The sequence below is a fragment of the Inhella proteolytica genome (assembly GCF_016093275.1).
GTDB classification, from domain to species: domain Bacteria; phylum Pseudomonadota; class Gammaproteobacteria; order Burkholderiales; family Burkholderiaceae_C; genus Inhella; species Inhella proteolytica.
Genome location: NZ_JAEDAK010000024.1, coordinates 1 through 14,109 on the forward strand (window position 1 = coordinate 1; position 14,109 = coordinate 14,109).

The window sequence follows — 14,109 nt, forward strand, 5'->3', positions numbered from 1 at the left end:
CAGCGCGCCGCACGCCGCCGCCCCCGCGGCCCACCCCGCCCAACCCGCGGCCGCGGGCGCACCGGCGGCCCCCACCGGCACCTGGGGCGGCGCCACCGCCGTGGCCCCCAGCAACCGCCTGAACCCGGCGCTCACCTTCGACACCCTGGTGCCCGGCCGCGCCAACCAGATGGCGCGCACCGCCGCCCTGCACGTGGCCGGCGCCCCGGGCGCCATGTACAATCCGCTGTTCATCTACGGCGGCGTGGGCCTGGGCAAGACGCATTTGATGAATGCCGTCGGCAACCAGCTGATGAAGGACAAGCCGGACGCCCGCGTGCTCTACCTGCACGCCGAGCAGTTCATCACCGACGTGGTGAAAAACTACCAGCGCAAGACCTTCGACGAGCTCAAGGCCAAGTACCACTCGCTGGACCTGCTGCTGATCGACGACGTGCAGTTCTTCGCTGGCAAGGAACGCACCCAGGAAGAGTTCTTCAACGCCTTCGAGGCCCTGCTGGCCAAGAAGGCGCACATCATCATGACCTCGGATACCTATCCGAAGGGCCTGGTGGACATTGACGAGCGCCTGACCTCCCGCTTCGACTCCGGCCTGACGGTTGCCATCGAGCCGCCCGAGCTGGAGATGCGCGTCGCCATCCTGATGCGCAAGGCCGAGCAGGAGGGCACGCAGATGCCCGAGGACGTGGCCTTCTTCGTTGCCAAGAACGTGCGCGCCAATGTGCGTGAACTGGAAGGCGCGCTGCGCAAGGTGCTGGCCTATTCGCGCTTCAGCGGCAAGGACATCAACATCCAGCTCGCGCGCGAAGCCCTGAAGGACCTGCTCTCCATCCAGAACCGCCAGATCGGTGTGGAGAACATCCAAAAGACGGTGGCCGACTTCTACAAGATCAAGGTCGCGGACATGTACAGCAAGAAGCGCCCGGCCTCGATCGCCCGCCCGCGCCAGATTGCGATGTACCTGGCCAAGGAACTGACGCAGAAGAGCCTGCCCGAGATCGGCGACCTGTTCGGTGGCCGCGACCACACCACCGTGCTGCACGCGGTGCGCAAGATCGGTGGCGAGCGCCAGAAGGACACCGAGCTGAACCAGCAGCTGCACGTGCTGGAACAGACCCTCAAGGGCTGAACCGCAGAGCCGATCCGGCCGGCGGCCGGATCAGGGTCCGCCCCTCCAAGAGGGCGATGGGGCGCTGGGTGACAATCCCGCGCCCCCTAGAAGACTTGCTAGCCAGGAGACGCTCCAATGATCGTGTTGAAAGGCCCCCAGGACCAATTGCTCGCCGCCCTGCAATCGGTGGCCGGCATCGTGGAGCGCCGCCACACCCTGCCCATCCTGGCCAATATCCTGCTGAAGCGCGAGGGCGATGAGGTCGAGTTCATCTCCTCCGACCTGGAAATCCAGATCCGCACCCGCGCGCCCTTCGCCGGCGATGCCGAGCCCTTCGCCACCACGGTAGGCGCGCGCAAGCTGATCGACATCCTGAAGAGCCTGCCGTCCGACCAGATCTGCAGCCTCTCCAGCAGCCAGAACAAGCTGACCCTGCAGGCGGGCAAGAGCCGCTTCACGCTGCAGACCCTGCCGGCCGAGGACTTCCCGCTGGTGCAGGAAGCGCCCGATTTCGGCCCCGCCTTCGCCGTGCCGCAGGCCACGCTCAAGGCCCTGATCAACCAAGTGCACTTCGCCATGGCGGTGCACGACATCCGCTTCTACCTGAACGGCATCCTGTTCGTGGCCGAAGGCAAGACGCTCACGCTGGTGGCCACCGACGGCCACCGCCTGGCCCTGGCCCAGGCCGAGCTGGAGATCGAGATGCCCAAGCAGGAGGTCATCCTGCCGCGCAAGACCGTGCTGGAGCTGCAACGCCTCTTGAAGGACAGCAGCAAAGACGAGAACGCCGCCATCGAAATGCGCTTCTCCAGCAACCAGGCGCGCTTCAGCTTCAGCGGCATGGAGTTCGTGACCAAGCTGGTCGAGGGCAAGTTCCCCGACTACAACCGCGTGATCCCCAAAGGTCACCGCCACCACCTGGTGCTGGGCCGCCAGCCCCTGCTGGCCGCGCTCAACCGCGCCGCCATCCTGACCAGCGAAAAGTTCAAGGCCGTGCGCCTGTCCTTCGCCGACAACCTGCTCACCATTGCCGCCAGCAATGCCGAGCAGGAGGAGGCCAAGGAAGAGATCGAGATCGACTACGGCGGCGACCCGATCGAGACCGGCTTCAACGTCACCTACCTCACCGACGTGCTGGCCAACATGCCGCAGGAAATGGTGGGGCTGGACCTGCACGATTCGGCCAGCTCGGCGCTGTTCAGCATCCCGGAACGCACCGACTTCAAGTATGTGGTGATGCCGATGCGCATCTGAGGCCCGCACGCCTCCACCCAGCGGGCCTCGGCCCGCTTCTGTGTTTCTAGAGTTCCCCGAAAGTTCCTGTCATGAGCGACCAAGCCACCCCCGAGAACCAACCGCAACAGCCGGCCCCCGGCTACGGCGCGGACTCGATCCAGATCCTGGAAGGCCTGGAGGCGGTGCGCAAGCGCCCCGGCATGTACATCGGCGACACGTCGGACGGCACCGGCCTGCACCACCTCGTCTTCGAAGTGGTCGACAACTCCATCGACGAGGCCCTGGCCGGCCATTGCGACGACATCACCGTCACCATCCACTCCGACAACTCGATCTCCGTCATCGACAACGGCCGCGGCATCCCCACCGGCGTGAAGATGGACGACAAGCACGAGCCCAAGCGCTCGGCCGCCGAGATTGCGCTGACCGAGCTGCACGCCGGCGGCAAGTTCAACCAGAACAGCTACAAGGTCTCGGGGGGTCTGCACGGGGTGGGCGTGAGCTGCGTCAACGGCCTCAGCAAGTGGCTGCGCCTGACCGTGCGCCGCGACGGCAAGGTCCATCAGGTCGAGTTCAAGCAGGGCGTGCCGCAGGACCGCCTGATCGAGGTCGTCGACGGCTTCGAGACCAGCCCGATGCGCGTCATCGGCGAGACCGACAAGCGCGGCACCGAGGTCCACTTCCTGCCCGACACCGAGATCTTTCAGCAGAACAACGAGTTCCACTACGACATCCTGGCCAAGCGCCTGCGTGAACTCAGCTTCCTGAACAACGGCGTCAAGATCCGCCTGGTCGACGAGCGCAACCAGAAGGAAGACCTGTTCGCCTATGCCGGCGGCGTGAAGGGCTTCGTCGAGTTCATCAACCAGGGCAAGAAGACCCTGCACCCGAACATCTTCCACGCCATCGGCGACAAGATGAGCGAGCAGAACACCAACATCGGTGTCGAGGTCGCGATGCAGTGGAACGACGGCTACAACGAGTCCGTCCTCTGCTTCACGAACAACATCCCGCAGCGCGACGGCGGCACCCATCTGACCGGCCTGCGCGCCGCGATGACCCGCGTACTGAACAAGTACATCGTCGACAACGAGCTGGCCAAGAAGGCCAAGGTCGAGGTCAGCGGCGACGACATGCGCGAAGGCCTGGCCTGCGTCGTCTCGGTCAAGGTGCCCGAGCCCAAGTTCAGCTCGCAGACCAAGGACAAGCTCGTGTCGAGCGAAGTGCGCGCGCCGGTCGAGGACATCGTCAGCCGCCTGCTGAACGACTGGCTGCTCGAGAACCCCAACGACGCCAAGATCGTCTGCGGCAAGATCATCGAAGCCGCCCGCGCCCGCGACGCCGCCCGCAAGGCGCGCGAGATGACGCGCCGCAAGGGCGTGCTGGACGGCTTCGGCCTGCCCGGCAAGCTGGCCGACTGCCAGGAGAAAGACCCCGCCGGCTGCGAGATCTACATCGTCGAGGGCGACTCCGCCGGTGGCTCCGCCAAGCAGGGCCGCGACCGCAAGTTCCAGGCCATCCTGCCCCTGCGCGGCAAGATCCTGAACGTCGAGAAGGCGCGCTACGAAAAGCTGCTCAGCTCGAACGAAATCATCACCCTCATCACCGCGCTGGGCACCGGCATCGGCCGCACCGGCGGCAATGACGACTTCAACCCCGACAAGCTGCGCTACCACCGCATCATCGTCATGACCGACGCGGACGTGGACGGCGCCCACATCCGCACCCTGCTGCTGACCTTCTTTTACCGCCAGATGCCCGAGCTGGTGGAGCGCGGCCACATCTACATCGCCCAGCCACCGCTCTACAAGGTCAAGGTCGGCAAGCACGAGCAGTACCTGAAGGACGCCCACGAGCTCGACGGCTTCCTGCTCAAGGTGGCCCTGCAGGACGCCAGCCTGGACACCGGCGACGGCAGCACCTCGCTGAAGGGCGACAGCCTCGACACCCTGGCCCGCAAGTACGTGGCGGCCCAGTCCGTCATCGAGCGCCTGAGCAACTGGATGGACGGCGAGGCCCTGCACGTGCTGGCCGGTGGCCTGGCCATCAACCTGGACAGCAAAGACGCCGCCGAGGCCAGCGCCGCCAAGCTCAAGGCCGCGCTGCACGACGCCGAGGTCACCGCCGAGACCGACCCGCGCACCGACAAGTTCTTCCTCAAGATCGCCCGCATGCACCACGGCAACGTGCGCGCCAGCGTCATCCACGCCGACTTCGTGCATGGCGCCGACTACGAGGTACTGGCCGACGCCGGCATCAGCTTCCAGGGCCTCATCCAGCCCGGCGCCATCGTGCGCAAGGGCGAGGGCGAGAAGGCCAAGGAATCCAAGGTCGAAGACTTCCGCGCCGCCATGGCCTGGCTGATGCAGCAGGCCGAGAACGCCGTGGGCCGCCAGCGCTACAAAGGCCTGGGCGAAATGAACCCCGAGCAGCTGTGGGAAACCACCATGGACCCCACCGTGCGCCGCCTGCTGCGCGTGCAGATCGAAGACGCCATCGAAGCCGATCGCGTGTTCACCATGCTGATGGGCGACGAGGTGGAGCCGCGGCGGAATTTCATTGAGGCGAATGCGTTGAGGGCGGCGAATATCGATGCGTGAGCTGCACCGCTATCACAGCCGAATCCGGAAGAGCCCTTTTTTCGTTGTGAATTCAAGGGCTTAGCATCACAGCCGGAATTCCTCGCGTGGCGATCCTTAACCACTTTTGGCTTCCTGCGGCTATCACAGCGGAATCCGGAAACCGAAGAAAAACTCAAACAAATCAACAGCTTGCTATCACATGGCAACCAAGCTCTGGGTTTCGGATGCGCTTGAAGCCTTGGGCGAAAGCCTGACGCCGATTCCCCATGAGCTGAACGAGCTGGACTGGAAAGCCCGCCTCTCGGACCACAAGGACCGGCTGGCCGAGCACTTGATGGCATTCGCCAATCACCCCAACGGCGGCTACCTCGTTTTTGGAGTCGCCGATGACGGGCAGTTCGTTGGCGTAGCCCCTTCCGAGGCGCGCGAGATCACGGCCAGGCTCGCCAATCTGGGCCGTGAAGCGGTGGAGCCCCCAGTCGCCCTAGACCATGCCGTGGTCGACCACTCCAGTGGTGTGCCCCTCTTGTTGGTCCGCATCCCAGAGCAGCCGGTCAAACCCATCCATCGCCGCGGCAAGTCGGAGATGGAAACCTGGATTCGCTCGGGCGGCACCACCCGCAAGGCCTCGCGCCAAGAAGTCGGCGCGCTAATGCTCAACAGCAGCACACCCTGCTGGGAAGACCTCCGCGCCTCGCCCCTGCTCAAGCTAGAGGACGTGCAGGCCCTGCTGGACCTAGAGGCCATTGCCGCCTTGCTGCAGCGCCCCCAGCCCGAGGACCCCGATGACCTCGCCCGCTGGCTACTCGCCGAAGGCATTGCCATCCCAGAAGGCCGCGGCTACTACATCACCCACTTCGGCGCCATTGCCGCAGCCCGCAAGCTGGAAGACTTTCCCAGCTTGGATCGAAAGCGCATCCGCGTCGTGCGCTATCGCGGCACCAACAAGGTGGATGCCATCGACGAACTGCTGGGCCAGCGCGGCTATGCCGTCGGCTTCGAAGGCCTGATCACCCACCTGCGCCGGGTGCTCCCGCACTCCGAAGTCATCCAGCAATCCTTGCGCACCGAAACCACGGTCTACCCCGACATCGCGCTGCGCGAGCTGATTGCCAATGCACTGATCCATCAGGACTTCAACATCAGCGGCGCTGGCCCCATGGTGGACATCTACGCGGACCGCATCACCGTCACCAGCCCGGGCAGCCTGCTGCCCAGCAAGAAGCCGGACCGCCTGATCGGCACCACACCCGAATCCCGCAACGAGCGCTTGGCCAAGGCCTTCCGCCGCTACCGCATCTGCGAAGAACGCGGCACCGGGTTTCAGAAGGTGGTCAGCGCCATCGAGCTCTTTGGCCTGCCGCCGCTCGTCGTCACCCCGCATGAGAACGCCTTCAGCGTCACGCTCAGCGCGCCGCGCAAGTTTGCCGAGATGTCCGGCCCCGAACGCATCGAAGCCACCTACCAGCACGCGGTGCTGCAGTACCTGTCCAGCCAAGTGCTCACCAACACCTCGCTGCGCGAGCGCTTCAAGTTGTCCGACAAGCAGCGGAACAACATCACCAATCTGATCGGCGACGCCGTCGAGGCCGGCCGCATCAAGCGCAAGGACGGCAGCACCGGCAACAAGTTCGCCGAGTACATCCCCTACTGGGCCTGAGCGAGCCATCCGCTAGCGGAGGTCATGAGTTTGAGCTTCAGACCCATGCCCAGCCCCTCACCACCCCCATGAATTCCGACTGAGCTCCCGATGGCGATCAAGAAGTCTGACCTTTACTCCTCCCTCTGGGCCAGCTGCGACGAACTGCGCGGCGGCATGGATGCCAGCCAGTACAAGGATTACGTCCTGTTCATGCTGTTCATCAAGTACATCAGCGACAAGTACGCCGACTCCGACGACTTTGCGCCACCGGTGGTCATCCCGGCCGGCGCCAGCTTCAAGGACATGATCGCGCTCAAGGGCAAGAGCGACATCGGCGACAAGATCAACACCCAGATCATTCAGCCGCTGATCGACGCCAACGCCCGCCTCGCGCGCAGCGACTTTCCGGACTTCAACGATCCCAACAAACTGGGCGAAGGCGATGCCATGGTGCAGCGCCTGAGCAACCTGATCGCCATCTTCCAGAAGCCCGAACTCGACTTCTCGAAAAACCGCGCCGAGCATGACGACATCCTCGGCGATGCCTACGAATACCTGATGCGCCACTTCGCCACCGAGAGTGGCAAGAGCAAGGGCCAGTTCTACACGCCGTCCGAGGTCAGCCGCGTCATCGCCAAGGTAATCGGCATCTCACCGGACAACACCAAGGCCTCCACCACGGCCTACGACCCGACCTGCGGTTCGGGCTCGTTGTTGCTGAAGGTGGCCGCCGAAGCCGGCAAGCACATCACGCTGGAGGGGCAGGAGAAGGACGTGACCACCGCGGGCTTGGCGCGGATGAACATGATCCTGCACGACTTCCCGACCGCCAACATCCTCAGCGGCAACACGCTGGCCAACCCAAAGTTCCTGAACGGATTGCAGCTGCGCACCTACGACTACGTGGTCGCCAACCCGCCGTTCTCCGACAAGACCTGGAGCACCGGCCTCACCCCGTCCGACGACAAATTCCAGCGCTTCGCCTGGGGCGAGCCGCCGGCGAAGCAAGGCGACTACGCCTACCTGCTACACATCATTCGCAGCATGAAGGCCAGCGGCAAGGCCGCCTGCATCCTGCCGCACGGTGTGCTGTTCCGCGGCAATGCCGAGGCCGCCATCCGTAGGCAACTGATCACCAGCGGCGTCCTGAAGGGGATCATCGGCCTGCCGGCCAACCTGTTCTACGGCACCGGCATCCCGGCCTGCATCCTGGTGCTGGACAAGGAAAACGCCGCCGGCCGTAAGGGCGTGATGATGGTTGACGCCAGCAAGGGCTTCATCAAGGACGGCAACAAGAACCGCCTGCGCGAGCAAGACATCCACCGCATCGTGGACGTCTTCATGCGCCAGGCCGATGTGCCGCGCTACGCCCGCCAGGTGCCGCTGGCCGAGATTGCCGACGCGAGGAACGACTACAACCTCAACCTGCCGCGCTATATCGACAGCAGCGAGCCCGAGGACCTGCACGACATCACCGCCCACCTGCGCGGTGGCATCCCGGCGCGCGATCTGGACGATGCGGCCAGCCCACTGGCCCCCTACTGGCAGGTGCTGCCCGGTGTGCGCAGCAGCCTGTTCGAGCCCACTGGCCACGCGGGGTATGTGCAGCTCACGCTGCCCGTGGCGGAACTGAAGGCAGCCATCGGCGGCCACGCCGAGTTCCAGGCCTTCAACCAGCAGGCCACGCAGCGCTTTGCTCAGTGGCGCGCCGACGCCACCGAGCGCCTGAAGGAGTTCGAGGCGGGTGGCCATCCCAAGGCGCTGATCGAGACCTTGTCCGAGGATTTGCTCGCGGGTTTCAAGGACCTGCCCCTGATCGACGCCTACGACGTCTACCAGCACCTGATGGACTACTGGGCCGCCACCATGCAGGACGACGTCTACCTGATCGCTGCCGACGGCTGGGTGGCCAAGACCAGTCGCATCCTGGAGACCGACAAGAAGGGCAAGACCAAGGATCGCGGCTGGACCTGCGAGCTGATTCCCAAGCCCTTGATCGTGGCGCGCTACTTCGCCAAGGAGCAGGCTGCCATTGATGCCTTGCAGGCCGAACTGGACGCGGCCGTGGCCAGCCAAACCGAGCTTGAAGAAGAGCAAGGTGGCGAGGACGGCGTCTTCAACGGCTACGACAGCATCACAGCCGTGGCGGTGAAGGAGCGCATCCGCGAGATCGGCGCCAACCGCGACGGCGCCGAGGAGTTGAAGCTGCTCAAGCGATGGCAGGACCTGGGCAACTGCATCGCCGCTCTGAAGAGGCAGTGCCGCGACAGTGAGGCGGCGCTGGACACGCTGGCCTACGAAAAATACCCGGCGCTGACCCGAACCGAAATCCAGTCGCTGGTGATCGGTGACAAGTGGATGGCGACGCTGGCCGACACCGTGCGGGCCGAGCTCGACCGCGTATCGCAGACGCTAACGGGCCGCATCCGAGAACTGGCCGAGCGGTATGCGACGCCGCTGCCGAAGCTCACTGAACAGGTTGCCACCCTTGCCGCCAAAGTAGAGGCACACCTCGCGAAGATGGGGGCAAAGTGGAACTGACGTCCGGCTACAAGCGCACTGATGTCGGCGTGATTCCGGAGGATTGGGAGTGCGCGCCTATCGCAACAGTGGCGCGACTCGAGAGTGGGCATACGCCCAGTAAGCGAATGCCCAGTTACTGGGGAGGAAACGTCAATTGGGTCTCTCTGCACGACACCCAATCTCTAGACGGTCCGGAGATAAGTGCGACATCAAAATCGATCACAGAGGACGGGCTCAACAACTCATCGGCCCGACTACTCCCACAAGGGACAGTTGTCTTCTCGCGAACCGCCACGGTAGGCAAGGCAACAGTGATGGCTAGTCCCATGGCCACCAGCCAGGATTTCGCCAACTACATCTGCGGTCCCAAGCTGCATAACCACTTTTTGGTGTACCTCTTCCGCAGCATGGGGAGAACCTGGCGGGGGTTGATGGCCGGCAGCATCCACAACACGATCTACATGCCGGTTTTCGAAGCGCTGAAGATCGCGCTCCCTCCTGTGGCGGAGCAACATGCGATTGCGGCTGCATTGGGCGACGTGGACGCTCTGCTAGCCGGACTGGACCGCCTAATCGCCAAGAAGCGCGACATCAAGCAGGCCGCCATGCAGCAACTCCTCACCGGCCAGGCCCGGCTTCCGGGGTTTCAGGATGCGTGGGAGGTCAAACCTCTCGGCCAGTTGGTCAGCATCCAGAAGGGTCAGCTCATTACGGCCAAGACGTTGGCGCCCGGTCATGTTCCAGTGATTGCCGGTGGCAAGCAGCCTGCCTACTTCCACGCCTTTGCCAATCGATTTGGCCGCACGATCACGATCAGCGCTTCAGGGGCCAGTGCGGGTTATGTTGCCATCCACGAAGGACCGATATTCGCTTCGGATTGCTCAACGATTAGCGAAGCTGATGGCTACTCGCTTGACTTCGTCTATTACCAGCTTCTACTAAAGCAAGCACTGATTTACAAGGCTCAGACCGGTGGTGCGCAGCCGCACATCCATGCAAAGGACGTGAATCCAATTCCGTTCTTTGCACCTGCAGTCGATGAGCAGGCGGCGATTGCAGAGATTCTTCGATCCATGGACGCCGAACTGGCCGCCCTCGAAGCCCGCCGCGACAAGACCCGCGCCCTCAAGCAAGGAATGATGCAAGAGCTGCTGACCGGAAGGACCCGCCTCGTATGACGCCGCCCCTCCGCCCCGAACGCGTGACCCAGAACCGCGTCATCAAGCTGGTGACAACAGCCACCGCCGCAGATGGCCTCGGCTACACCAATCTAGGGGACTGGAGCAAGCGCGAGGGCAATCGCTGCATCGAGTTGGAGCTGCTTCGCGCCAACCTCAAGCAGCGCGGCTACTCCGACGCCCACACCTCGCAGGCTCTGCAGAAGCTGATGGCGGCTGCAGATGTCACTGGCATCACGCTGTACCAGGCGAATCTGCGCACCTACCAGCTGCTGCGCTACGGCGTGCCGGTGCAGGTAGCCGCAGGTGCGCCGCACGAGACGGTGCACCTGATCGACTGGACGACGCCAGGCAACAACCAGTTCGCGTTGGCCGAGGAGGTGACGCTGAAGGGCGGGCACGAACGCCGACCCGACATCGTGCTCTTCATCAACGGCCTGGCCGTGGTGGTGATCGAGCTCAAGCGCAGTTCCGTGGACGTGGCGAACGGCATCCGTCAGCTGATCAGCAACCAGGAAGCCATCTTCAACCAGGGCTTCTTCAGCACAGTGCAACTGGTGCTGGCGGGTAGCGACTCGCAAGGCCTTCGCTACGGCACGACGGGAACGCCGGAGAAGTTTTTCGTCGAGTGGAAGCACCACCTGAAGGCGGGCGAAGGTGCCACGCCTGCGGAAGGTGAACTGCTCGACGCGCCGCTGAGCCAGATCCTGGAGCCCACCCGGCTGTTGGACCTGATCCGCAACTTCGTCATCTTCGACGCCGGGCAGAAAAAGGTGCCGCGCCTGCATCAGTACGAAGGCGTGAAGGCCGCGCAGGAGCGCATCCGCAAGCGCGAGGGGGGCGTCATCTGGCACACCCAAGGCAGTGGCAAGAGCATCTTGATGGTGCTGATTGCCAAGTGGCTTCTGGAGCACGACCCCGAGGCGCGCATCCTGGTGGTGACCGACCGCGACGAGCTGGACAAGCAGATCGAAGGCGTGATGAAGAACGCCGGGGTGATCGGGGCCGAGGCGCCGTCGCCGCGCATCCAGTCGCGCCGTGAGCTGGTGGACAAGCTGGGCTCGGCCTCGCCGCGCTTGATGTGCGCGCTGATCCACAAGATCGATGTGGCCGACTTGAAGGGCGAGCCGCCGAAGATTGCCGGCCGCTTCTATGTGTTCGTGGACGAATGCCACCGCACCCAGGGTGGCGACATGAACAAGCAGATGAAGCGCTGGCTGGCCAGCGCCATCTTCATCGGCTTCACCGGCACACCGCTGCTGCGCCGCGACAAGCAAACCACGGCCAAGGTCTTCGGCACCTTCATCCACACCTACAAGTTCGACCAGGCGGTGGCCGACAAGGTGGTTCTGGACCTGAAGTACGAGGCGCGTGACGTGCCGCAGCGCCTGACCTCGCGCAAGGCCATCGACGACTGGTTCGAGAAGAAGACACAGGGGCTGAACAACTTCCAAAAGTCGGTGCTACGCAGGCGCTGGGCCACGATGGAAGAGCTGATGAGCGCGGGCGAGCGCAAGCAGCGCATCATTGCCGACATCGTTCACGACTTCGGCGTGAAGCCGCGCCTGAACAACGACCGCGGCACGGCCATCCTGGTGGCAGCTTCGATCTACGACGCCTGCCACTACTTCCGCCTGTTCCAGAACACGGGTTTCGGCGCCTACTGCGGGCTCATCACCTCGTACGAGCCGAACCACAACGCGATCTCGCAAGAGCCCAAGGACAGCGACGAGCGCTACAAGTTCGACACGTACACGAAGCACGTGCTGGCCAAAGATCAGACCACTGCGCAGTACGAGACCGAGATGAAGCGCCGCTTCATCGAGGAGCCGGCGAACCTGAAGCTGCTGATCGTGGTGAGCAAGCTGCTGACGGGCTTTGATGCGCCCAGCTGCACCTACATCTACCTGGACAACGAGCTGCGCGACCACAACCTGTTCCAGGCGATCTGCCGCACCAACCGCCTGGACGGTGACGACAAGGACTACGGGCACATCGTTGACTACAAGGAGCTGTTCAGCAAGGTGCAGGACGCGATTGCGGTCTACACCTCGGACGAGCTGGACATCGAGGCCTGCGGCGACGACGCCAATGTGGTGGTCAAGGATTGGCTGGAGGAAGGCAAGGCCAGGCTGGATGCGGCCCGTGAGGCGCTGATCTACCTGTGCGCGCCGGTGAAGCAGCCGCAGGGGATTGAGCAGCACATCCACTACTTCTGCGGGGATGCCGCCAACCCCACGGCGCTGAACGACACCGAGCCAATGCGGATCGCGTTCTACAAGGCCGTGGCGGCCTATGTGCGCGCCTACTCCGATCTGGTGTCCCATCTGCAGGAGGCGGGCTACAGCGCTGCGCAGATCGCGGCATTTGAGAAGGAGACGGACTTCTACGCGGAGGTCCGAGCGGCGATCAAGAACCACTCGGGCGAGGAGCTGGATATCAAGCCCTTCGAGGCGGACATGCGCCACCTCATCAACACCTACATCCAGGCTGACCCGGCCAATCCGCTGGGGGATTTGAGCTCGCTGTCGCTGACCGAGCTGATCATCGAGACCGGCATCCACGACGCGATCGCGAAGAAGCTCAACGAGAAGGGCAAGCTGTCGCGGGATGCGATCGCCGAGGGGATCATCAACAACGTCCGCAAGACCATCGTTCGCGAGCAGCTGACCGACCCCAAGTTCTACGAGGAGATGTCGAAGCTGCTGGAGGACTTGATCGAGCAGAAGCGCGATGAGACCGACGACTACGAGCAGTTCCTGAAGAACGCCGAGGCCTTGGTCAAGAAGCTGGCCCAGGGCAAGAGCGAGAACGAGGTGCCGGCCGAGTTGCATGGCAACAAGGAGGCGACGGTCCTCTTCAACAACCTGCCGACCATCTTGGCGGCTTCGGTGCAGCCCAACACGGCCGCAGAGCCGAGAGTCGTCCACGAAAGTGAACGCCTGTCCTTGGCCTTGAAGCTGGACAAGGCAATGCGCGAGAAGGCGCCCGCCGGCTGGAAGGGCGACCCGGCACGAGAGGCCCAGGTGCTGAACGCGATCTTCCCCATCATGGGCAAGGACAAGGCGGCCACCCTGGCGGTCTTCGAGATCATCAAGCACCAGCCGGGTTACTGATGGGTGACGTGATCGAGCTGGGCGAGGTGAGGATTCAGCTCACTCGCAAGCGTGTCAAGCATGTGCACCTGACCGTGCACCCGCCCAACGGGCGGGTGACGCTGGTGGCACCGCCGAACACTCGGCCTGAGGTGGCGCGTGCGTACGCGATCTCGAAGCTGGGGTGGATCAAGCAGCAGCAGAAGTCGCTCCTCAGCCAGGCGCGCGAGTCACCGCGGCGCTACGTCACCCGGGAGAGCCATCAGCTCTGGGGCCGGCGTCATCTGCTGACGGTCGTCGAAGCTGATGCCAAACCATGCGTGAAGCTCGACCATCGGCGTATCAAGCTGACCGTTCGCCCGGGTAGCGATGCTGCCAAACGCGCCGAGGTGATGCACGAATGGCACAAGCAGCTGCTGCACGCCGAGATCCCGGCCCTGATCGCCCGCTGGGAGAGGAAGCTACGCGTGAAGGTGTCGGGCTACTACCTTCAGCGCATGAAGACCAAGTGGGGCAGCTGCAACCACCGCGCCGGCAACATCCGACTGAACACCGAGTTGGTAAAGAAGCCCAAGGATCTGGTCGAGTACGTGGTGGTGCACGAGATGCTGCACCTGCTGGAGCCGACTCACAGCGAGCGCTTTGTGGCGCTGCTGGATCGGTGGTGGCCGCAATGGCAGGAGGCGCGGCGGGAGCTGAATGCGCTTCCATTGGCGCCTTAACTGATTCTGAGTGGCCGCCC

The 14,109-nt window shown here is 63.8% G+C and carries 8 protein-coding genes; all 8 read left to right on the plus strand.

Translation table 11 applies throughout. The annotated features are described in order from the left end of the window. Positions 1-1,129, plus strand: a 1,129-nt coding sequence (gene dnaA, locus I7X39_RS21575) for a chromosomal replication initiator protein DnaA (RefSeq protein WP_232352120.1), incomplete at its 5' end; no start/stop codon positions are given. Between the two features lie 117 nt (positions 1,130-1,246). Continuing rightward, a complete protein-coding gene (dnaN, locus tag I7X39_RS21580) occupies positions 1,247-2,365 on the plus strand; it encodes a DNA polymerase III subunit beta (RefSeq protein WP_198113446.1) in 1,119 nt (372 codons plus the stop codon). A gap of 71 nt (positions 2,366-2,436) precedes the next feature. Continuing rightward, positions 2,437-4,947 carry a DNA topoisomerase (ATP-hydrolyzing) subunit B gene (gyrB, locus tag I7X39_RS21585; RefSeq protein WP_198113447.1) on the plus strand — a complete coding sequence of 837 codons (2,511 nt, stop codon included), beginning with the start codon at positions 2,437-2,439 and terminating at the stop codon, positions 4,945-4,947. Between the two features lie 181 nt (positions 4,948-5,128). Continuing rightward, on the plus strand, positions 5,129-6,589 hold the full coding sequence (locus I7X39_RS21590) for an ATP-binding protein (protein ID WP_198113448.1): 1,461 nt from the start codon (positions 5,129-5,131) through the stop codon (positions 6,587-6,589). Between the two features lie 90 nt (positions 6,590-6,679). After that, entirely contained in the window at positions 6,680-9,112 is a 2,433-nt protein-coding gene (locus I7X39_RS21595) for an N-6 DNA methylase (protein ID WP_198113449.1), read from the plus strand. 68 nt (positions 9,113-9,180) lie between these two features. Next, entirely contained in the window at positions 9,181-10,272 is a 1,092-nt protein-coding gene (locus tag I7X39_RS21600) for a restriction endonuclease subunit S (protein WP_375140809.1), read from the plus strand. After that, the gene (locus I7X39_RS21605) at positions 10,269-13,388 is read left to right on the plus strand and encodes a type I restriction endonuclease subunit R (protein ID WP_198113451.1); all 3,120 of its coding nucleotides are present in this window, start codon (positions 10,269-10,271) and stop codon (positions 13,386-13,388) included. Before I7X39_RS21600 ends, I7X39_RS21605 begins: the two co-directional genes overlap by 4 nt. Beyond that, positions 13,388-14,089: a M48 family metallopeptidase gene (locus I7X39_RS21610; RefSeq protein WP_198113452.1), complete on the plus strand. Its 702-nt coding sequence runs from the start codon at positions 13,388-13,390 to the stop codon at positions 14,087-14,089. Before I7X39_RS21605 ends, I7X39_RS21610 begins: the two co-directional genes overlap by 1 nt. Positions 14,090-14,109: the final 20 nt, after the last annotated feature.